This window comes from Sinomicrobium endophyticum, from assembly GCF_052983315.1.
Genome location: NZ_JBRKIS010000054.1, coordinates 1 through 22428 on the forward strand (window position 1 = coordinate 1; position 22428 = coordinate 22428).

The following is a 22428-nucleotide window of genomic DNA, read 5'->3' on the forward strand; positions in this document are numbered from 1 at the left end:
TTTAATGCATATGATAGTTATGGTGAAGCCTTATTGATGGCAAACAAAAAAGAAGAAGCCATTAAAATGTATGAGAAATCAATTGAATTGAATCCAGAAAATGAAAATGGAAAAACAGTATTACGGCAAATGAAACAAGAATAACTATGTACAACAATGGTAGCCGTTGCACAAGCCCATAATATTATACCCACTGGTGCTCGTTTTTAACGAATGTCATTTTACCCGGCATCCCGATGATCCTGATAATTATCGGGACCGGGGAGTAATGCCCTTTCGTGCGCGTTATACCTGTGCTGAGCTTATCGAAGTAAACGCATTATAGAATGAGTCCTCGCTTCCGCCAGGCTCAAACGAGGACCAGTTGGGGTAAAGGAAATAGTTTTGGAAACCCCTCTGAGAGGAGCGCAACGTATTGGCCTGTCATGGATGTGCAATGGACTGCGAAGTCAGAGACATTCGCATAGCATATGACACTTCGGAGAGCGGGGTAGTTGGTTTATGGGTAAATCATGAAACCCGTCTTACCGATAAAATGACATTGAAAAGTGAAGTAGGCATGGAGCTCCCGGGTTTTTCCAGGGATTTCTTCTATGATACTTATTTCGAAGATAAAATTAACGAAGCTACATGTTCTCCTACTATTGCTTTGGAACCCCGTTATTATTACAGTTTCCGGGACAGGGAACTCAAAGGGAAGAGCACGAAAGGTAATAAGGCCAATTTCCTTGCCCTGGAGCTAAAATATTTCCCGAACTGGTTTTTATTGACCGGGGATAGAGACATAAAACTTATGGAACAAATTGCGATCACCCCTAAATGGGGGATTCGGAGGACTTTGGGAGATCATTTTAATTATGAAGCAGGAGCAGGTTTCCGGTGGTATGCTAATTTGAATAAAGAGAAATATTCTCATATACTCGATAATGAAATTTACCTGCATTTGCATCTAAGGATCGGGTATACGTTTTAACCCTTTTCCTGTTTGAAGACCACCCAAGACTTTTGTCCTATGATCTTATATATCATAAGATAAAATTTCCATATCAGGATTTTTTTTGGATAATACGTTCATATGTAATATCTTGTGCACTGTATATAACTCAATATTTGATTTGGTATTTTTTATTTTTTAACCTTAATCTTTAAATTTTACGTATTATGTCATTTAAAGCAACATTATCTGTTGGCGGAAAGAAAGTGAACATTCTGAGCGCTAACTACGACCTGGCACAAGAAGTAGATGCCACAGGACGTCCCTCTTCTGTTACACGTGGAGGACGAATTTACCTTACCGTAGAATCCACCGGAGACTCTTTCTTTTTTGAGTGGATGACCAACAATTTCGAACGTAAAAACGGGGTGATCACGTACATCAAACGTGACACCGATGCTAAACTTCGTGAAGTAAACTTCACCGAAGGTTACCTGGTGAAGTACAAAGAAAACTTTGACCATAGGGGAGACAATCCTTTAACAGAGACTTTCACTATTTCCTGCCGTATGCTTTCCAGCGGTGGCGGAGAGCATATTAACGAATGGGTATAACCCCCATTCCTGATTTATGGTAATAAGCGATCAAATCAAATAAATTATAAAGGGGGAGTTACTCCCCCTTTATTTACCCTACCCCCCCCAAGCCAATCCTGATTTTTCCGTATGAATACATACGGAAGAAATTGTTTTTTGTGTGTTGAATGAAGAACAGGAGATATATAATGAATTCGTCTTGAGTTGTTCTATTACCTACAAAATCATCATTTTGCCCCCTAATTTCGTAATTTTCTCGAACCGTAGCGCTGCTATGCTTCTCCAAAATTACTTCATTAGTGGACAAAAGCATGACTTTTCGCTCAAATACAACAACTCAAGACGAGTTCAATTTAAAATTAGTTTTTAATTGGCAAAAATCACAAAAGAAAATCTGCGAAAGGCAGAAGAAAATTATGGGAATACAGCATCTTTCCAGCGATTAAAAGGTATCTGGAAAAGGAGAAAGGTAATCCCGGATAAATACCTGGAAATGCAGGGGTGGAATTATGTTGGCGAAGAGAAGGCACAAGGTTTGCGCCGTGTACTTTGTTTTCCCGAAATCAATTACTGCAAACTGGTAGATAAACAGTATATATTTACCTCGGTAATGGCAGACATAAAATTGGGGAAAAGAGCGGTTTACGAGTGGGAGTATAAATTGATAAAGGAAGAATTGTCCGTGTTGGGGAGTAAAATAAAGCATTTTGCCAGGAAGAAAGTGCAGCCTTCCGTAGCCTATTTTGAATCCTTAAACCAATTGCTGGATGATGACCGATTGGTAAAACGAACACTACATCAGGCAGTGGCCGTTGAAGTTAAACCGATGCTCTTTAAATTTTTTCCGTATCACCGCAAAAAGTACGGAGCTTACGCTCCTAAGCTCATTCAAAATTACCGGCCTTTTTTCGAGGGGCTTCGCAAAGAACTCCGAGTATTATCGGAAAAATTAATTTTGGAATAAGAAGCATGTACTCAATAAAAATACTGGTTTTCAGTGATGTATAATGCAAGTAGAAAGATATAATTTAATAAGATGTAAGAATGCTATAACAGAGATAAGGATATGAGTTTCCTAGCCAAATTAACAATAGACAATGAAGAAATGGTTGTACTACGGTACCGAATGTCCATGTTGCAGGACACGGACCATAGCGACCGCCCGGCTGCCGACCCCAGGGGCGGACGTATCCGGGTACTGGTGGAACTAACCAAAAGTACTTCCCTTTTTGACTGGATGCGCAATCCGAGCCAGGTAAGGGATGGGGAATTTCTATTTTACCGGAGAGACGGCCTGTCCAAGATGCGGGGATTGAAGTTTAAGAAGGCCTATTGCGTAGCCTATGAAGAAGCCTTTGATTCTGATGATTCCCTCCCCATGCGGGCAGAGATTACCATAGTAGCCCAGGAGATCGAAATCAACGGGTCCCGGTTTGATAAGAACTGGCCTAAAACCATATAAGTAATTATCATGGATATAAAAGTACATTCCGTAGAAGATGCAATGGATTGGACTGACCTTTTTGCAGGTATAGGTTATCGGGGGGAGTTGAATTTTTTCGTTGAGGATAATACAAGTAGCGAATCCCTGGTAGGAGGTGAGCGTTTTATCGAAAGCAACCTCATAGAACCGGAAGGAGCCAATATTGTCGTCTTATCTATGGACGGGGAAGAATTAAGACGTGTGCCTACCCCGGGAGAAAACAAATATATACGTGTAGACAAAACTGCTTTTAGCCAGGCGAGTTCGCGTTTTACCCAAAATAACATGGAGTATAATACCATGTTGTCCATATGGGCTTTGAGAAACCGGGAAAGCAGTACGGGAATCACTGATCTAATATCTGAACAGACCGGCATTGGTTTAAGTATCACCGGAGATATGAGGGAAGGCAATAATCTGATAGGTGATATTTCAGTCAATTTCCAGGTGATTTTCGACGACGGAGGCACCTATATTTTGGACTCTTATGACGGGGTTGCCGGAGGGTTTGGTAATGGGGCACCGGAAAACGGCTCTTATACCGTTAGCAATTACCTGGACAGAAGTCCTTCAGGATGGCATAATAAAGGAATGAATCGTGATGGTGTCGGGTTTAGCTACAATCTCGATCCCAAATTTAATACGGGAAGGAGCCTGCTCAGGATACATCCGGACGGCAATAACGAAGGCACTCTGGGATGTATAGGTTTATCCGGTAATGCCAGGGAATTGAATGCATTTAAAGATACACTAAATGGATATTTGGAAAACCAAAACTCTATCCAGGTCAATATAAATATTACCAATAACCCCAACAATAATGGTAGAAGCGGAAAGAAAATCCCAAATGTTAATGAGTAAAAAAATGATAGTTCCTGTTTTGCTCGCTCTATTATTAGGATGTCAGCCCAACACTAAAAAGAAAGATACCTTTTCCGAAAGCGTAATATCAGATACCCTAAAAAAGGACAGTATATCTTCTTCGCATTGGGAAAAGGACAAGATCGTGTCCGATAAAAAGTATGTAGAAATTGTACCCGATACCACTATAAACCAAAAATTGTTTTTGGAAAATGAGAATTCTCTTTCTGATTTTTACCATAGTCCGAGATCATTAGCGCTCATAGAACGGATAAGAGAAAGCCCGGTGATTATTTTTGGTAATAAAAACAACTCGGAGTACCTGTTGGCCTATCAATATGAAGGGAATACGGAAAATGCCTTTAGTTGTTTTGAGATTGGATATTTCAACGATCAAATTACATTACGAGAGAAAACTAACCCCACGGAGAGTTCCGATTTTAAGACCGAATCAGGTATAGGTTTGGGAATTTCCATGGAAGACGTTATTCAAATCAAAGGAGAAAACTATAAGGTTGAGGAATCGGAAGGATATAGGATTATGACCTATAGGATGGATGACTATGGAAACTCATCTTTTTTAAAACGATATAATATGCCAGGATATTTCATCAGGATTGCCTTAAAGGATGATATTGTAAGAAGAATTACATTTGGATTCGACTATCCCTAGAAGCAGGGTCAGACATATCCTTACTGAGCTTTGAAATTAGGGTGTAAATATCCCTGATGATGCCAAATTCACTATAATTCAAAAAACAAACCATTATGCCAATCCAGACTAGTATTAGAATTTCCATAGAAGGAGAAACACTTAATAAATTCTCTAAGGTTGGTATTGTCCAAAATGTGCTTTCTCACCACACATTTTCGATAAAACAACCCCTTCCTAAACAATTTATTTCCCTGGCTATAGATAAAGCACAGGAATATATAGGGAAGGCCATTCATATAGAAATAGAACCCAAAAACCTGAAAGACCAATCATTGTCAATGAAGTTTAAAGGGTTAGTGACGGATGTTGATGTAGACCGCAGTCGTGGCGCCGCCGGCGAAATAGTGATCTCCGGTACAAGTCTTACCATGAAAATGGATGGAATACCCAATACCCGTTCCTATATCCATAAGGAATTGTCTTCTATTGTTCAAGACACTTTAGGCCCACACAAAGGAAGCATGGATCTTCATGTTCAGATAAACAAAGACACTGCCCTGGATTATACCGTGCAATACAAGGAGAGCGATTTTGGCTTCTTATGTCGTATGGCACAAAAAAAAGGGGAGTGGTTTTATTATGACGGTACAGGGTTGGTTTTTGGAAAGCCAAAATCCCAATCTTTTTCTTTGATATACGGGCAGAATATTACCAAGTTTAATCGGCATATGAGTGTAAAGCCTATGGGTTTTCAGTATATGGGATATGACTCGGAGTATGCAGAAAATCAAAAAATGAGTTCGGGAGAAGTGGGCTATGAAACACAAGGACTTGCCCAGGTAATGCTTCAAAATTCCAAAAGGGTTTTCCCCGATAATGGAGCAATGATGTATTATCACCACCCCATAAGCGCAGGCAATGCCCAAAGCCACCTGCACGACAGGGTAAGGACACAGTTACGCGGAAAGGCAGCAGGACTGGTTACGGCCAAAGGAATTTCTACCGAAACCGGCTTGCGCATTGGAGATATAGTGAATATTAAGGAGCCTACTTTTTCTTTGACAGGTGATCTGGCCGATGGTGTGAAAGAAGAATCCTTTGGTAGTTATTACATTACTTCAGTAGTCCATGCCTGTGACGAAACCGGAAATTACAGTAATCAATTTACTGCAATACCGGACACTGTAGAGGCTCCGCCTTATACCAATGTGCTTATGCCTCCGTTTGCCGAAACACAGTCTGCAATAGTTTCTGATAATAATGATCCGAAGGGTCTGGGTAGAATAAAAGTAAAGTTCCATTGGGGCTATGAAAGCCCCTGGATACGAATGACACATCCCTATGCGGGAGGTAATAAAGGCATCTATTTTATCCCGGAGACGAATGAAGAGGTACAAGTGGCTTTTGAAGGAGGAAATGCAGAAAAGCCTTATATTGTTGGAGCTTTATACAATGGGAATCAAAAAAGCGGGTATCACGATGCAGAGAATAGTCAAAAAGTTATAGAAACCAGGAGTGGTTGCCGGGTCATTTTTAATGATAAAAATGGTAGTGTTACCATTTATGATGGTGGAGGAAATGAGGTGCTTATGGACGGTGGAGGTAATGTTAAAATAACCTCGGCTAAATCTATAACCTTATGTACCGATAAAATGTCCGTAGAATGCAATGAATATCAATTGAATGCCAAGGTCAAGGCAACGGTAGATACCCCTGAGAAGATAGAAAATGCCACAAATAGTTTTGCCCTGAATAGTTCAAATATTGATGTCAAAGACGGAAAAATCACTATTAAGGGAGACATTAATATGAATTAATAATCGAAACGATTCATGAATAAAATAAAATTCGCCTATGATAGACCAGGAGAAAGTCATAAATATGCGTTTACGTATAAATCCATTGTTAGGATTAATGGGCATATTATAAGTGATATAACGTATGAGAATGAATTTAACCTAATCCTTCAAGGCAAAGGAACTGATTATGTGTTTGAAGTAGATACACTATCATCGAAAAGAAATGCCGGATTTGATTATTTTAAAGACTTTAGTTCTTTATTGGAAGATATGATGGCTATAAAAAATCACCTGGTTCTGAAAACTACCCTGGAAGGTGAACTAAAGGAAGTGTTGAATACCGATGAATTGAAAAGTAAATGGGAGGAATTAAAGCGTAATTTATCTTCTTATAAAGGCTATGACAAAATGAGTCAGGAACAAATAGCCGAACTCATTAATTCCGGGGATTTAGAATATTCTGATAAATACGATATAGCAAAGGACCTTAAAAACGGGTCTTTTTGGACGTTGATGTTTAACGGGATCCACAACAAGGACTTTTTCATAGAAAAAAGAACTCCTTTAGAAAATTTTGAACAATATTCCGGAGTGTTCGAAAAATCAAAAATCCCTGTTCAATCCTATGGGGAAATTGATATGGACACGGATGATGAAAACATTGTTCGTTTGGTACTTAACGGGAACCTTGATATATCAAGATTTGATGAACAAAAAATAAAGGAGCTATTTGAAAAAAATTATGAGTTTACCCAGGAACCTTACAAAAGATACCAATACGATTATTTTGCTTCCTACGAGATAGATAACAGGAATGGTTGGATAAAATCGGTTAAAAACAGCACATATGAAGCTGTAAATGCCGCTGTTGAGGCAGAAATTGAATCAACCATTGAACAAATAGTATAGTTTATGAAAAGATTGGTTTTCGGTATATGCAGTTTTATTGTCGTATTTGGCACTTTTATATTAGTCAATGTTTTAGGGTATAACAACCGAATGGAGGAAGCCGAAAAATTAACAGAAGCTGATTTCACCACTTTGGACTTAACGGTTGATTCAATAAAACCTGTAATACATACGGCTTTTCCTCGTTTTATTTTTAAAAAACCTAAATACATCCAGTTTCTGATATATACCAAAGAAAAAAAATATCCTTTTCGTACAGATGATTTCCAGCATTTTACCTATGATCTCTACGATAATATTAATATAGACTGGCGGGAGTTTCAGGATGTTTATGAGAAAGTAAAAAGAGGGGACCGGATTGCTATTAAAGTAAAAAACAAGGATTTGCAACAAATAGAAAATTCATTTGGATTTGGTGGAATTCTGAATCAAGGCCTGGAAAGAAGAAAGTCACTATTCATATTTGGAGTGAGTAGGAACGACGAACTACTCTATTATAGAGAAATAAATATAGCACATCATGGACATACGGATATAAACCGTAACAAATTAAATTGGATTATTGTAATTATAGGTGTAATAGGAGTATTTCTGATTGGTTGGAAATTAAAAATCCTAAAAGTGTAATACCATGAAGCCAAATAACCCTTTTGTTCCTCATGGAACCAAGTCGGTATGTACCAACGGTCTTAAACCTTCAGGTTCTGAAATAGTTGTTTCCCCGGCGAATAATATGCAAGTAAAATTAGCCGGAGGCAAATTGATGGCTACCGAATTGGATAAACCTATGAATTTTGCCTGTAAATGGGCTGGTATCATAGTGGCAGCCATTGTGGCCTTATGTGTTTCTATGCCTTTTATTGTAGGAATATTGGTTGCGGCACTGGCAGGAATCGCAGCATCTTTTTCAATCGGGAATGCTATGTGTTATATAGCTACAAGAAATTCCCCCTGGACTCATACACATCCACAAGTTAAGATTGAGGGAAAGAAGGTTATTACCTCAAAGTCCACCATGAACTGTATGTTCGGAGGTCAAATAAAAATATTTATGAATCCTGCTGTAGCTAATGCTATGGCCAGGGCAAATGCCACTGGAAATGTCTTTGAAATTTTTATGGGAGCTGTTGGTGGTGGTGGAGTACGAGGCTTAGTTGGATTGGGAAGGACCTTGTGGGGAGTGCATTGGAGTTTGGGAATAGGCGGCCCTGCCGTTACCGTTATGGCTGGAATTGGAATAAATGAAACCCTGGCTCCACAGGTAGATAATCTAACAGACAAAACTTCCGGATGGATTACCAATGAAAATGATCAAGTATCAGCAGGTGTCCCAAGTGTTGTAGACCAATCAACAAGTGCTGATATTGCTAACATTACCACAGATGCGGAACGGAATGCACAGGGTGTCCGGAACAATCCGGAACTTATGGACGAGCAGACAAGAGCTGCAAGAAACTATAACGAGGAAACAAGAAGGGGCACTTTTAATGAAGCCCATGAACGTGCACGACAGGCTCGAATTAATGGAGATCGCAGGCCTTATCGCGAAATTTTTAACGAAGAATTGCGTAATGAACATCAAAGGAGAATACATCAGGCGGAACAGACAGCCAGGGAAAATGTAACCCGAATGTCCAGGGCCGAAAGATTAAGAACTTGGAGGACTAGTATCGGAAGTGCTTTAAGTGGTTTTGGTTTTGTTCTGGCAACGGATATAATTGCGAATACTGCCTATAAAGCCCAACTCAATATGTTGGATAATTGGGGGAATAATGAAGAAGCCCTTTCCAAAGCCAACGCTGGGGTTTATGCAACTGATATTTGATTTTTTATGAAGTCTTAATTAAATACCCATATTTACCAGTGTTATTAATTCATTTTAGGTATAAGGTCTGTCCACTTTGCAAGGATAAGTATTAACCAAACAGCACCAAAAGCAATCCATAAAACACCTTCACCTATACCAATTTTCCTAAGTCTTTTATTTGGTATATGATCCCTGAACTGTTTTAAAATGAGCTTACGAAAGAAATAAACAGTGACGCAAAAGGTACCAGCAAGTATTATCAAAAAAAAGTATCATGATCCTATTATTTTATTAGGGCCTGTTAACACTACACACTCAAAGCGGCTTTTTGGCCTATTTTCTGCCTCTCTTCGTTATTTTTTCCTTATTTGGCGCTACCAAACTCGTCAAACATGCCTCGATAGACAAAAAATATACTCAAAAATCCATCTTTTCTGGTAGTGTTAACAGGCCCTAGTTACTTGTATCTTAAAATTTAAAACAAACCGCAATAGTTTCATTTCAGCTTATTGCCCAACACACAAATATACACAATTAACTATTTCAGTTACTTGGGAGGGTAAACCTCATAAGCATCAATATTTAAAGGATTCCAAATTACAAACGCTTTTATACGATAGGCCTCTCGTTTTCGCCAGGCTCAAACGAGGACCAGTAATACCCTAAAAGAGAATTACAGCCTCTTGTAACGACAAATTCTATTTCAAAACTTTGTATCTGATGTGTGTTACCATACTGGTTCCGCTTACTTCACCCGGTTCGAGCCTAAGGTCTGGTACCCCTTCAAAAAGCCGGGAGCCTGCACCAATAGTAACGGGAACAACATGCAGCCACAATTCGTCAATGAGGCCGGCAGCCAGATACTGATTGATCGTATTTGCTCCTCCCATAATCATTACATTTCGAACTCCTGCCGCTTCTTTCGCCCTTCTGAGTGCCGATGCAATACCATCTGTAACGAAATGAAATACCGTTCCCCCAGTCATTTCTACGGATGCACGTTTATGGTGTGAGAGCACAAAAACCGGGGCATGATACGGAGGGTTGTCACCCCACCATCCTTTCCATTCCGGATTGTCCCTTCTGTCTTTGGGCCCAAACATATTACTGCCCATGATAAATGCGCCTGCGTCGAGAATAGCATCTATTTCTCTTTTATGATTGTGTTTTTCCGGCTCAGAAAACATCCAACGATCCAGCAAGTCCGAATCGAAATTGTCTCCAAATGGTTTTTCAAAACTTTGATTATGCCCGGCAGCATACCCGTCAATAGAAACGGTTAATCCGCATGTGACTTTTTGTTGTTTCATGTTTATGGGGTTTTAGTTTATAATTATTTCATTGTAGGGGACAGAAGCCATAGCTTATATCCTGGTTTTATGGAGTCAGTGCGGCTGCCAGGTAATTTTTAAATAATGATGGGTTGTCGATCCATTACAAAAAACGAGGCTAACGCTCCGGAACATGGTGTTGGATACTCCTGTTGCCGCACGATTGTATCGTGTGGCATAAACTTTAACCAAAATACTGAAAAACCACCACATTATCCAACACTCCCTTTTCTCCCGCATAATCCACAGCACTGCTGTAAACATAATCTTCCGACCTAAATACTAAGCCTGCATCTACCGGATTGTTGTGAATGTAGTTTATCTTTTGCTGTATAACTTTATTGCTCCAAAGTTCAATAGGTTTGTTATCGTGTCTCCAAAACTGATACCCGGTAACGTTGGACGACTTTCCTGCAGCTTTTTTAAACCTTTCGAGCAAAAACTCTTTTCTGCTTTCTTTCGGATTATCCCGTATTTCCTTTACTATGGCCTTACTGGTATACCGCTTAAAATCACCCAACAGCACTGCGGGATGTTGCCGGCCTACACTCCTGAACACCAAATGTACATGGTTGGTCATAATGCACCAGACCACAATTTCCATACCTTTCTCTTTTTGGCAAAATGCTAAACTTTCCAACAGCAGGTTCTTATATTCATTCCTGGTAAAAACATCCAGCCACTCCACTACAGCAAAGCTCACAAAGTACAGGCCTTCCGGGTTATGGAACTTATAATTTCTGCTCATAGGCTAAATGTACAGATTTTTCATTTCTGGAAAAATAGGGCATGAGTAAAGCTCGGGAAATTAAAGATACCGCGCGATGCCATCGTGCGGTAGCGGGAACTGGTGAGAGGAGAGAGAACGCGATACGCGCACCAGCGGGGGCAGTACAAATCCATTCTTCGCCGAAGTAGGAGCGAATGCATTGGCCTGCCATGGATGTGCAATGGGCTGCGAAGTCAGAGACATTCGCAGCCTATACAACACTTCGGAGAGCGGGGGCTGAATATCTCGAACATTGTTTGAGATGTGCCGAAACCCCGGCTCAAACCCTATCTCTCTTTTCGCTTAATGCTTCTTTATTAGACGTATTGATCGGCAATTGCTTTGACATAAAATAGGATATCACAATTAATATTAAAGCAACAACCGCAAACCATTGTCCGTTATCGCTAATCATAAGGTGAGCAAAAGCAGCCAGAATACAGTTATAAAAAAAACCTGCGTATGCCAGGCCATAAAGTAGATTGTGCTTTCTGCTCCATATGACAACGAGCCCGAGAATTTTAATTGCTGCCAAAGGGTAAATAATATATGTAGGGTAACCCATTTTAATAAAACCTTCCCGGATAAAATCGTTGTTAAACAAATAATTCCCTACGGAGAACACTATGATCAAGGTAAACAATAGGGTAGCTGTATAATACGACCATTTCAAAAGGCCCGAACTGTTCTTTTTCTGCATTGTTCCTGTTTTTTTGGTTTTACTGATCTGATAATTAAAATATGATAAACATGTTTTTCGGGTATATAAGTCACTAGTGCTCATGCAATATTAAGTATATTTGATTATCAATAATTAGTACTATACTTTTAGTAAGCACTATACAAAAGGTAAGTAATGAGCAGAAGAGGGGATAACAACAAATGTGATAACAAAGATCTATTGGCTGTCCGGGATGCATTGGAAGTGTTGCATGGAAAATGGAAATTACAGATTTTGATTGCCATTTTAAATGGAACAAAAAGATTTAAGGAAATAGCCAAAGAGGTGGATGGGATTAGTGACAGAATGTTGTCAAAAGAACTTAAAGAGCTTGAAGTGAACGAACTCGTAAAACGTAAAGTTATTGACGCATTTCCTCCCATTGTGGAGTACAGTGCTACGCCACATACAAAATCTCTTCATCCGGTAGTCGATGCACTCAAGACATGGGGATATCTTCACCGCAAAAAAATTATAGGAGGGGTAAAGACCGAGACTAAGAATGCGGGATAACCGTTATAAAAGCCTGTAATTTCAGTAAAGCAGGTCTTGAAAAATAAATAAACATCAGTCAACTACCTCGGGGCAAGCCCGCGAGGCATGAGGCGGAAACCATAGATTACTTTTCGACGCAAGCGTCGGAGCATTTAAATCTCACTTAGTGAGTAAAAAAATGAAAGCGGAGAAAATAGTACGGACCATATTAATTTGGCTTCCCTCCATCGTGACATCCATGTTATATATCCCTGATGCCACATATGCGGCTCGTGCATTTTGAGAAAGAGTATACATTGTGTTGTTGGTATGAATCGTTTTTTTTCAAAAGTTCAAATGCGAAAAAACCTTTATCGTATGGTAATCCAATATTTTGCCTATCAGATATAAGTTGACCTGTGAATTTTGGAGTATAAAAACCTGAGCGTTTAAACTGTATATAAAATGGGACAATAGAGGTCATTACTCCACCATATCCCAATTCATTTTCGTCTACCTGAGAAACTCGGCAAATTTATCTCGGTAATATTTTGTCTTGCTTAGGCTTGTTTCAAATGCAGACATGAAGTCCTCTTCTGTAAATTCTGGTAAAATCTTTTCTCCTTGTTTTCTCAATACACGCATATGGTATCTGGTTCTATTCGAGTTGTAGCTAACAAACAATTGAAACCTTCCCTAAAATTAAGTTGCATAATTAAGCAGGTGTACAAACGAGGAAAATGGTTTATTCATCACCCTCTGCGATTTGTGCAATTAAATCCACTTCTAACTTGGCATTGGATTCATACAATCTACTTACCTGTACCCAACTAGCTGCTGGAAAGTCCCCTTGATAAAATTCTTTTCTCGTATTATTGTATTTTTTCATTGTTTCTATGTCTGTAGTATAAAGTGTTTCTTTCACTACATTTTTCGAGGATGCTCCAAAAGCATTCAAACATTCTTCTAATGTTTTGTACACTCTAGCTATACCATTGGGGCTTAAATCATCTGTGGGGACACCAGAAATATAGAGTGTATTGCCTACTTTAACAACTTGTGCATATCCTGCATTTTCATTTTGCTTTTTGTCATTACCCCAATGCCATTTTTCTTTAACTATTAATGTCTTCTCATATTCCGTTTTCTCTATTTGTTTTTTTGAGCCGGTATCGTTCTTGCAACCAGTATTGACAAATAGAAAGGAAATAAAGCAAAAGAGTGCTACCATTTTATTCATAGGGAAATTGTTTAGGTCAATATTATTTTGTTTGTACCTGGTATTTGTAATGTCTTTTTAGGGTACGTTACAAACGCTTTTTTACAATAGGCCCTCGTTTCTGCTGGCCTCAAGCGGGCCTGCAATACTTCGAAGAGCGGGTATTTACAGCATATTAAAATGCTTTGTGAATCCAGAAGGCTTTTTTATCAGCTTGGTCTGAATCTTTCGAGCGATTGCCAATATTTGTCTTTATAAATGTCAAATATAAAATCTAATTTACCCGAATACTTTTTTGTAAAATCATGCAGGGTCTTTGACGGTTTTCTAAAATCTTTACAAGCAAAATAAACGATTCTTTCATTATTAGCCGTTTGTCTGCCAACATTGAGATAGCCGTCAATGTCTTTGAGTTCCGTCATGATTTCATCTTCGAAATTGTTCAGTGCTTCATAAGTATCATTGTCGGGCATTCCGTTGTTGTGGTTACCATCATATTTGATTTCAATTTTTAAAATCCAGGGATGTGATGCTTTGCTTTCCCAATCAAGAAGTGTTGTGTTTATCACTGCTATTAACGGTCTCCCGTTTTTAAGCTTGGCTTCCAAGCCTGAATAACTGTCATTTTCAGTATGGTAACGTGTTTCATCGTACTTTTCTACAAATTCTTTTTCCCTCCAAATAAGATAGTCCTTGAGCTTTGCAATTGGAATTAGTTCTTTTTCCGCTTGTTCTTCCGAAATTACGGTTAGATTATCAATAGTTGTTACCGAATTTAATTCTCCAAGATAATTGTCCAGGAAAATATAAGTCCCGTTCACCATAACCGATTTGTCTTTTTCTTCATAATTATGATGAACGACAACTATATCAACCTCATCAGGATAATTTTTGTGGTCAATGGCATAGAATGACAAGTTTTCGCTATTAAAGGTATAACCAGCCATATTAATGCTAACATTTTCTATATCGAGTTCCGGCTTTAATGCCGTAAACTTCCAATTTGCAATTGGCGGTGATGCTTGTACCAGTTCTTCGACAAGGACAATGTTCTTAATTGTCCCGTCTGGTGTTATCACCAATTCAGCTGTAACGGAGTCATACATTCCCGTGAAGTAAAAAAATCCGTCTTTAAGTTCACCGAGTCTGGCAGATAACTTATTCAGGAAGTTTTTCTCAATATTTTTGTCATTTTTTACAACATCAAAGAATGTGTGTTCATTTGTTTCAAACCAATTCCAAAAATCATGGTATGTTTTTATCGGTTCTTCCTTTTTTCGGAAAATATTTTTTAACAAACTCATATTAACGTTCTATAAATGTTTGGTAGTCTTTTTAATCTTGCCATTACTGGGCGGGGGTTATGAAAATCGGCGGATGTTCATTTTAGTACCAGACAACATCATTTAAAACCCTCATTATATTGCGCATCGCTTTTTAAGTACACTTCGGAGAGTGAGGTTATATAGATCATTTTGCAGCCTCCCGATGATTATCGGGATGGAAAAAGTTTAAACGAGTTCATTAAAAAGTTAATCCAGAATTTTAGAGCCAGATGAATTTCTAATAAAAATTATCAAATCATAATCTTCGCTTAAATCTGTTTCGTAAAATTCTCTTTTTGGTTTCATCGCTCCTACTTGTCTAAAGTCCAGTTTTTCCAATAGCCATTTGGCAAACGTCGGTTTTTGTGCTTTAACGCTCCTTAAATCGATAATGAAAATAGGGGCATCAATAGATTCGAAAAACTTTTCAAAAGTACCATTGTACGGTTCCTCGGCCTGATAGTCGGTTAGGCCCTGACTGCCCATTGCAGTATAGGTTCCCCTTGCAAAAGTGAATCCGACCGACACATAGTCTTTTGCCAGACTATCGGAAAGAAAATTTCCCATACCGCGCATGGTTCTTTGAATATGTGCGTTATGTGCCCAAATGACAATCTTTGATCCCGGATTTTGTGATCTAATCCACATTAGATTTTCTGCCATAAACTTGTCTCGTGAGAAAATAGTTTTGTCCACATATTGTTCGATGATCCTAACATTTTGGTACAGCCATACCATCCTGTCCTCGGTAATCTTCAATTTTTCTATAGCTTCCCTGACACGTGAAAGTTTTCCGCCAACGATATCCTTATCTTCTTGAGAAATAGCACCTAACCTCGAACCAGTATGTTGGTTTGAAGTTTTATCCAATAGCTGTTTAATAGCAATCAAATCGTCCAATGTTGTAGGATTGCTTTTAAAATTTTTTTCGAGCTCCTTGATGGACAAATCATAAAATTGCATATCAAATCCGGTGAATTGTATTTGTTGTTTAGAAGCGTTATGCAACTTCATCCATTCCACCATATTTAATACTTCCCGGGTACTCCAGGTCCAATAATCCATGCCTTTTATCAATTCGGTTGGGTTTCCTTTTCCTCTTATAATGTAATCATTGAGCCTATAGGCCTCTGGCATATTCACTTCCATGGAAAAAATTTCGAAATTCTTTTTCTCCGCCAGAAATTTGATTATCCGGTGTTTCATTTGGAATATTTCGCTTGAACCATGCGTAACCTCTCCAAGACCTACAACATGGGTGTCCCCGATCAATGAATCCATGACTTCAAGGTCCTTGTCGGATTTCTTTGTGGGATCATAGGTCGATAGCGGATAGACATTGTTCTTTAACCATTCTAATTCCTCCATGGTGGGCGCACTTACCCGAGGTTGCAAATCTTCAAATTCTTTGCCGTCAATACGTATTTCAAAATCATCAAACCAGGCGGTGCCATTACCCGTCAATAAGCCACCAAAAGTTATTTCAGTAGCATTCTTATCCACATTCATGCGGATGGAGACTTCTTGCCAATCATTGGTGCCCGTTAAGCCTCCCTTCTCCATATTATCAAACCCTAAAACTCCGGCTTCCCCATCTACGCTCCACCAAAGACCTGCATAACCATTGGTTACGGATTCCGTTTTTAAATGTCCTGTGAACTCAATGCTTCTGCCTTTTGCCAATGTAACCGGAAAATATCCGGTAAAGACGGCAGTATGATTTTCTACCGGACTATTACTTGTTATCTTTAAACTCCTTTCGGAGCTGTATTTTTCGGTTTCATCCATTTTAGCAATGTATCCCGGACTTTCGATGTACCATTTCTTTGGAATTTCGGAACCTCTGACTTCGTATTCAAAATCAAGATTTAAAAATTCCTGGGAAAATGATGTTCCGGTGAAACATATAAATAGGCATAGAAGTGTGTTTCTCATAATTTTAATTTAGCGGCCATTTAAACTCTTTTTCGTTTGGTTTTTTGAACTTTTTCAATGCTTTTCACCATGAATGCGAAAGAGTTGACTGCTACCGCCGGTTTGCAACGGGTATTATTCATTAGATTTGTCTGTTTCAAATCCGTAAATGGTAGTTTGCATTCCTGCAATTTTCCATTGTCCATTTACTTTTTCCATGAGCCTGGTTTCACGTTTCAGTCCACGTAATGAATCTTGTTGCTCATATGTAACCCAAGCGCCGTTCCCGTAAAGTCTAACATCAATTTTATCCAACAATTTTGGAATGGGTTCAGGTTCGGGATGTTCTTCGATGAATGTTTTCACAAATTGACTTATTTCTTTCCACCCGATGGACTCCGAAAAAGTACTGTCAGCAAAGTTCATATATACTTTCGAAATGGTCGGGTCGTGCACCCAATTTTTTGTCCAGGCTTCGTAATCCCTTTGAAAAGCATCTTTGGTTTCCGTATTCAAGCGCTCTAAAATGGCTTTTTTTTCCTTTTCAAAATTGACCTCCCGATACCCTTTTTCATCCATTTTAGATTTCTCGTTTTCTTTACAACTTATAGTAAAAAGTAATATTAATAACGTGGTGAGTAGTAATAGGTTTCTATTTTTCATATTTCATTTTTTAACTTGTTGCCAACGTTCCGCAGCTAGAAACAGTACCTGTTTTTCAACTGCTTTACTAAAATAACTTAATTTTTTAAAAATTAATACCTATTCAGCAGTACAGGTATTATTTCCAGGTGCTGTTGTGCATAAAACTGCGAATAGTAGCTTTTTCATTGATGGTTTTTCAATATGGTATTAAATGAGGACCAGTTGAGACATTCGCAGCACTTTCAGCGTAGACTTCGCAGAGCGGGGCTTCTCAAAAATGTTATTCTTTGTTTTCCAGTATTTTCAATAACCGTTGATTGAGGTATAATTTCTCCTTTCCCACTTTTACCGATTGTAAGAATCCGCTTTCTTCCAATGCCATCAAATAATTTCCGACTGTTTTGGGATTGCCGAGGTTTTCGTCAATCAAATGTTGTCTTTTTGTGTAGGGCAGGCGGAATAAAATTTCCACCAGGTCTTTCGAATAAACTTTTGGCAGTAGCGTTTTAATTTCGCCTGCAGTTTCTTCCATTAATATTGTAATTTTCTTAAGTCGTTCCAAACCTTCTACCGAAGTTTCTTCAATCATATCCAGCATATACAAAATACAGGCTTCCCACTGGCCTTGTTCTGTGACGCTTCTCCATTTTTGATAATATGCTGTTTTGTGTTTAATGATGTATTCGCTCAAATAGATAGCCGGGATGTCCAGCAAACCGGAAAGTTTGAGATACAGTAACAATAAAATTCTGCCTGTTCTGCCATTGCCGTCGGTAAAAGGATGTATCCCTTCAAATTGCTAGTGGATTAACGCCATTTTGATCAGCGGGTCAATATCGTCATTCCCATTGATGAACTTTTCTAAATTTGCCATTTTCGCCCTGATCACATCTTCCCCTGTGGGTGGGGTGTAAATGACCTCCCCTTTTGTATTGCTTAATGTTGTTCCCGGCGTATCCCGGATGGAGGCACTGTTCTGCTTAATGCATTGAACTATTTCTATGCAGAGATTGGTGGTTATGAAAGGGTTGCTTTCGAGCCGTTCCAGGCCCAGCCAAAGGGCCTCTTTGTAACTCAGCACTTCTTTTGCAGCAGGATTTTCGGTTTTTTTATCGGCCACCAGTGTTTTATACAACTCATCGTTAGTGGTTATGATGTTTTCCACTTCAGAACTTGCTTTGGCTTCCTGTAAATATATGGTATCCAGAAACAAGGTTGGATTGGGTAAGTTCAACAGGGTTCCGTTCCGTTGAGCTAAGGCCCTGCCTGCCGAAATGGTTTTACGAAGTATCTTTTTCGTTTCAATTCGGCCTCCGGCGGTAACAATGGCAGGTCGTTATACGGTATTTTTCGGTTGGGAATACTCATCTTGGTCAAGGGTGAATTTTACACACTTTTTATAAACAAAAGTAAAAACACTAAAAATTTACTCTTGTTCAAAAAATGAAGGTAAAAATTACACTCGTTTTCAATGCGGATAAAACTGCGAATAATAGATTTCCATAGATTTTTTTTCGGTATTATACTCAAACGAGGGCCAGTTGGAGTATGCTAATCTACCGGAAAAGACAACCCGAAGGCCAGGGCTCCGGCAAACTGTTCTGCAGACGGATAAAAATAATATGTAAACCCGATATCAAAGTTATGCTTAGGGCCTAATTGCAAGCCCAGGGAAAAAGGAATATGCCACAGCAGGCCACTCTTTTTTATGTCGGTATATGCGGTATAGGTTTCAAAGGAACCCAAAGAGGCACCTATACCCCCCTCTACATACGGGGCCACCCACGGAATGGGCGCCGTAACCCGTGCCTTGCCGCCAATAAGAAACGCATTGGAAGTTATCTTGTCATCCGGCTCTCGTTGCGCACTGTCGTCTTTCCTTGTTTTGGTGAATATAACCCCGGCATATGGCCTTAGGCTAAACCATGTCCTCAGGTTAAACAAGTATTCTCCCTGTGCATAAAAACCGGAACCGTACGTATCTACATCGTCATAAGGTGCAGATATGCCATATCCTATAGATGCCCGGATGTATTGGCCTTTGGCAGTTTGAGCAATAGCCGCGTTGGAGATCAATACTGTAAAAATAGCCAGGCTGACGGTTTTACCTAAGGAAGGAAGTAAACAAAACTTTTTAGGTGAATAGTAGTTTTTTTGCATAAATGGTATCATTAAAAGTCTAAAATAAATTTTGACAAAAGAACGAAAAAGTAACTTAAATCCATTACCCAATGTATTGGAAGAGCGACCACACGCACCCATGTGTATGAGTTGATATTTAATCTGGTTTTAAAATTACTTTTTTACTCGTAACTGCCAGATTAAATCTTGACTAATTCAATTGAGTAGTATCTTAGATTGGGTAAGGCTACAATACTTCGTAGAGCAGGGGGCTTCTTATCTACACTCAAAAGGAAATTATCATAACCGATATTATTAAGATTTAAACTTTTTTATTCAAATTGTAAAGTAGCTGACAATTCTTGATTTCTCAACTCTGTAGTTTTACAGCATTAAAAGAAATCAATATGACCAAGTCTATTTCACAGTTTTTTCTTCCGCTCTTGTTTTCCGTTACCATTTGGGGACAAGCACAAACCGAAAATAGAAATTCAGATCAAAATCTTTTTTAAGACCGATCCTGAAAAATATGCTCCTCAATACGGAAGTTGGTGCGCTTATGCCATGGGCGATTCTGATGAAAAAGTTAGTGTAGATCCCGAGACCCTTAAAATCCTTGACGGCAAGTTGTATTTGTTCTATCACACTTTTTTCTCGAATACCTTAACGATCTAGAATCAAGATGAAATGAATGTACACAGGCAAGCAGATAAAAATTGGGAAAAGATTATTCGCTAATTGAAAACAGAACACATGAAAAATAAAATTCTCAGTTGGGTTTTGCCTATTGTGCCAGCCATAATACTGTTGCAGATACTGTATTTCAAATTTAGCGCAGCGCCAGAACTCTGTCCATATGTTTTCCATTTCGGGTGCGAAACCTTATGGTAGGATAGGACTGGGAATCATATGGTAATGAAATAATAATGAAAGCCGATTTGGCAATTTTTTATTTTCCCGCGAAAAATAACAACCGCACAAAGGCTCTCCATTTTTTATGACACAAATACATAAGCAATAATTAAGTAATATAAATTAAAAAAACAATATTATGGGCACTATTAAGAACAATCAAATGGACTCTTCTAAAATAATGCAAATCGGAACGGGGTTTTGGGCTTCAAAAACTTTACTTACGGCTGTCAACATGGAGTTGTTTACTCACCTCGCCAACGGATCATTATCAGGGCAATCCATTCAAAAAAAATTGGGATTACATAAAAGATCGCTATTCGATTTTCTTGACACTTTAGTCGCATTAGGATTTTTGCACCGTTCTGGATTAAAGGAGAATGCCATATATAGTAATTCAGAAGACTCAGATATGTTTTTAGACAAAAATAAATCAAGCTATATGGGAAGTATTTTAGAAATGTCAAACAATAGACTGTATCTTTTTTGGAATAATTTAGAAGAGTGTTTAAAAACAGGTAAACCGCAAAATGAGATGAAAAATGGGGGCAAGACAGTATTTGAGGCTATCTACGCAAATGAAGCTAAACTCAGGGAATTCATACACGGTATGGCGCGACTTCAATCTTTTCACTTTATGAAGTTAGCTCAAGATTATGATTTTTCTAAATATAATACTCTTTGTGATGTGGGAGGCGCAGGTGCTAATCTTTCAATACATATTGTCAACAGCAATAGTCACATGAAATGCATTTCATTTGACCTTGCCCCGGTTGAACCAATTGCAAGGGAAAATGTCGAAGCTTCAGGATTAACGGATAAAATAGAGATTTGTTCAGGTGATTTTTTTAAAGATGAATTACCACGAGCAGATGTAATTACAATGGGTAACATACTTCATGACTGGGGATTAAAAGACAAGAAAATGCTTTTAAAAAAAGCATATGATGCTCTACCAAAAGGAGGTGCGTTGATAGTTATCGAGAATATTATTGACGATAATAGAAGCAAAAACGCTTTTGGCTTAATGATGTCATTGAATATGAGTATTGAGACCACTGAAGGATTTGACTTTTCTGCAGCAGATTTTGAAAATTGGGCAAAAGAATGTGGATTTAATCAAACTTCCGTAATGCCTTTGACCGGACCTTCAAGTGCATTAATTGCTATAAAGTAGACATGTTCCCTGCAGAGCTTTACCGTTAGGGTAAAGAACAAAAAGATTATGGAAAGAATAGTTTTCCTCCTTTTATGGCGTGTTACAAACGCTTTTTTATGATAGGCGCTCATTTCCGCCAGGCTCAAACGAGGATCAGCCGGGGTAAAGGAAATAGTTTTGGAAACTCCTCTGAGAGGAGCGCAACGTATTGGCCTGTCATGGATGTGCAATGGACTGCGAAGTTAGAGACGTTCGCAGAGCTTACAACACTTCGGAGAGCGGAGTGTTTGGTATATCATACAAATACAGGCTTCGGCGGGCTTGTGGGACTTATAGTTCCTGTTCATAGGTTAAAGCTACTAAATTTTGTGGTACGGTTGTGGAACTGGTGAGAGGAGGGAGAACGCGATACAATCGCGCACCAGCAGGGGTATTGTTGTACCTAGTTATTCTTGTTTCATTTGCCGTAATACTGTTTTTCCATTTTCATTTTCCGGATTCAATTCAATTGATTTCTCATACATTTTAATGGCTTCTTCTTTTTTGTTTGCCATCAATAAGGCTTCACCATAACTATCATATGCATTAAAACTATCTGGAAATAAAATTGTAGTTAATTTAAAAACTTCTAAAGCCTTATCTAATTCTTCATTTCTCAAAAATGAATAACCTAATTCATTCAAATCATGTTCTGAACGATTATTTACCTTAGCTTCAATAGATAATTCTATGGCATTATCCAGAGCCTTGTGTAACAGCGCATTTTGTTGCCCTTCGTCCAGCGTTTCTGAGTA

The 22428-nt window shown here is 38.7% G+C and carries 24 protein-coding genes; 13 read left to right on the top strand and 11 right to left on the bottom strand.

Translation table 11 applies throughout. The annotated features are described in order from the left end of the window. From ACVBDU_RS20630 to ACVBDU_RS20680, 11 genes are all read left to right on the top strand, one after another. The coding region (locus tag ACVBDU_RS20630; RefSeq protein ID WP_447181608.1) for a tetratricopeptide repeat protein at positions 1-144 on the top strand (144 nt) is incomplete at its 5' end. Positions 145-436: 292 nt separating this feature from the next. Further along, a complete protein-coding gene (locus ACVBDU_RS20635; protein WP_447181586.1) occupies positions 437-973 on the top strand; it encodes a hypothetical protein in 537 nt (178 codons plus the stop codon). A gap of 188 nt (positions 974-1161) precedes the next feature. Continuing rightward, entirely contained in the window at positions 1162-1548 is a 387-nt protein-coding gene (gene tssD, locus ACVBDU_RS20640; RefSeq protein WP_123216913.1) for a type VI secretion system tube protein TssD, read from the top strand. A 352-nt stretch (positions 1549-1900) separates the two neighbouring features. Beyond that, positions 1901-2494, top strand: coding sequence for a hypothetical protein (locus ACVBDU_RS20645; RefSeq protein WP_447181587.1), 594 nt, complete (start codon positions 1901-1903; stop codon positions 2492-2494). A gap of 102 nt (positions 2495-2596) precedes the next feature. Then, positions 2597-2992, top strand: coding sequence for a type VI secretion system tube protein TssD (gene tssD / locus ACVBDU_RS20650; RefSeq protein ID WP_447181588.1), 396 nt, complete (start codon positions 2597-2599; stop codon positions 2990-2992). 9 nt (positions 2993-3001) lie between these two features. Next, entirely contained in the window at positions 3002-3874 is an 873-nt protein-coding gene (locus ACVBDU_RS20655) for a hypothetical protein (protein WP_447181589.1), read from the top strand. Beyond that, positions 3867-4547 carry a hypothetical protein gene (locus ACVBDU_RS20660; RefSeq protein WP_447181590.1) on the top strand — a complete coding sequence of 227 codons (681 nt, stop codon included), beginning with the start codon at positions 3867-3869 and terminating at the stop codon, positions 4545-4547. The genes ACVBDU_RS20655 and ACVBDU_RS20660 overlap by 8 nt, the downstream gene beginning before the upstream one ends. A gap of 95 nt (positions 4548-4642) precedes the next feature. Next, the gene (locus tag ACVBDU_RS20665) at positions 4643-6346 is read left to right on the top strand and encodes a type VI secretion system Vgr family protein (protein ID WP_447181591.1); all 1704 of its coding nucleotides are present in this window, start codon (positions 4643-4645) and stop codon (positions 6344-6346) included. 15 nt (positions 6347-6361) lie between these two features. Further along, positions 6362-7237: a hypothetical protein gene (locus ACVBDU_RS20670; protein WP_447181592.1), complete on the top strand. Its 876-nt coding sequence runs from the start codon at positions 6362-6364 to the stop codon at positions 7235-7237. 3 nt (positions 7238-7240) lie between these two features. After that, positions 7241-7864, top strand: coding sequence for a hypothetical protein (locus ACVBDU_RS20675; RefSeq protein WP_447181593.1), 624 nt, complete (start codon positions 7241-7243; stop codon positions 7862-7864). A gap of 4 nt (positions 7865-7868) precedes the next feature. Beyond that, positions 7869-9062, top strand: a complete 1194-nt coding sequence (locus ACVBDU_RS20680; protein ID WP_447181594.1) for a PAAR-like protein — start codon at positions 7869-7871, stop codon at positions 9060-9062. A gap of 680 nt (positions 9063-9742) precedes the next feature. On the opposite strand, the gene ACVBDU_RS20685 is transcribed toward ACVBDU_RS20680, so the two are convergent. The 3 genes from ACVBDU_RS20685 to ACVBDU_RS20695 all read right to left on the bottom strand — a co-directional run bounded on the left by ACVBDU_RS20685 (position 9743) and on the right by ACVBDU_RS20695 (position 11844). Beyond that, positions 9743-10354, bottom strand: a complete 612-nt coding sequence (locus ACVBDU_RS20685) for a dihydrofolate reductase family protein (protein WP_447181595.1) — start codon at positions 10352-10354, stop codon at positions 9743-9745. 205 nt (positions 10355-10559) lie between these two features. Further along, entirely contained in the window at positions 10560-11123 is a 564-nt protein-coding gene (locus ACVBDU_RS20690) for an REP-associated tyrosine transposase (protein WP_447181596.1), read from the bottom strand. Between the two features lie 301 nt (positions 11124-11424). Then, on the bottom strand, positions 11425-11844 hold the full coding sequence (locus ACVBDU_RS20695) for a DoxX family protein (RefSeq protein ID WP_447181597.1): 420 nt from the start codon (positions 11842-11844) through the stop codon (positions 11425-11427). A gap of 156 nt (positions 11845-12000) precedes the next feature. Here ACVBDU_RS20695 and ACVBDU_RS20700 point away from each other — a divergent pair, with 156 nt between their 5' ends. Beyond that, a complete protein-coding gene (locus tag ACVBDU_RS20700; RefSeq protein WP_447181598.1) occupies positions 12001-12378 on the top strand; it encodes a winged helix-turn-helix transcriptional regulator in 378 nt (125 codons plus the stop codon). 706 nt (positions 12379-13084) lie between these two features. Here ACVBDU_RS20700 and ACVBDU_RS20705 read toward each other — a convergent pair. The 7 genes from ACVBDU_RS20705 to ACVBDU_RS20735 form a co-directional block, all read right to left on the bottom strand. Further along, positions 13085-13579 carry a RidA family protein gene (locus tag ACVBDU_RS20705; RefSeq protein ID WP_447181599.1) on the bottom strand — a complete coding sequence of 165 codons (495 nt, stop codon included), beginning with the start codon at positions 13577-13579 and terminating at the stop codon, positions 13085-13087. 188 nt (positions 13580-13767) lie between these two features. Next, positions 13768-14862, bottom strand: a complete 1095-nt coding sequence (locus ACVBDU_RS20710) for a DUF695 domain-containing protein (protein WP_447181600.1) — start codon at positions 14860-14862, stop codon at positions 13768-13770. Positions 14863-15090: 228 nt separating this feature from the next. Continuing rightward, positions 15091-16818, bottom strand: a complete 1728-nt coding sequence (locus ACVBDU_RS20715) for an erythromycin esterase family protein (RefSeq protein WP_447181601.1) — start codon at positions 16816-16818, stop codon at positions 15091-15093. A 114-nt stretch (positions 16819-16932) separates the two neighbouring features. After that, positions 16933-17460: a hypothetical protein gene (locus ACVBDU_RS20720; RefSeq protein WP_447181602.1), complete on the bottom strand. Its 528-nt coding sequence runs from the start codon at positions 17458-17460 to the stop codon at positions 16933-16935. Positions 17461-17722: 262 nt separating this feature from the next. After that, positions 17723-18157 carry a Fic family protein gene (locus ACVBDU_RS20725; protein ID WP_447181603.1) on the bottom strand — a complete coding sequence of 145 codons (435 nt, stop codon included), beginning with the start codon at positions 18155-18157 and terminating at the stop codon, positions 17723-17725. Between the two features lie 84 nt (positions 18158-18241). Continuing rightward, on the bottom strand, positions 18242-18676 hold the full coding sequence (locus ACVBDU_RS20730; protein WP_447181604.1) for a Fic family protein: 435 nt from the start codon (positions 18674-18676) through the stop codon (positions 18242-18244). 317 nt (positions 18677-18993) lie between these two features. After that, entirely contained in the window at positions 18994-19602 is a 609-nt protein-coding gene (locus tag ACVBDU_RS20735) for an outer membrane beta-barrel protein (RefSeq protein ID WP_447181605.1), read from the bottom strand. 1012 nt (positions 19603-20614) lie between these two features. Between ACVBDU_RS20735 and ACVBDU_RS20740 the strand changes: the two genes are divergently transcribed. Beyond that, entirely contained in the window at positions 20615-21652 is a 1038-nt protein-coding gene (locus tag ACVBDU_RS20740) for a methyltransferase (protein ID WP_447181606.1), read from the top strand. A gap of 428 nt (positions 21653-22080) precedes the next feature. On the opposite strand, the gene ACVBDU_RS20745 is transcribed toward ACVBDU_RS20740, so the two are convergent. Next, positions 22081-22428, bottom strand: a 348-nt coding sequence (locus ACVBDU_RS20745) for a tetratricopeptide repeat protein (protein WP_447181607.1), incomplete at its 5' end; no start/stop codon positions are given.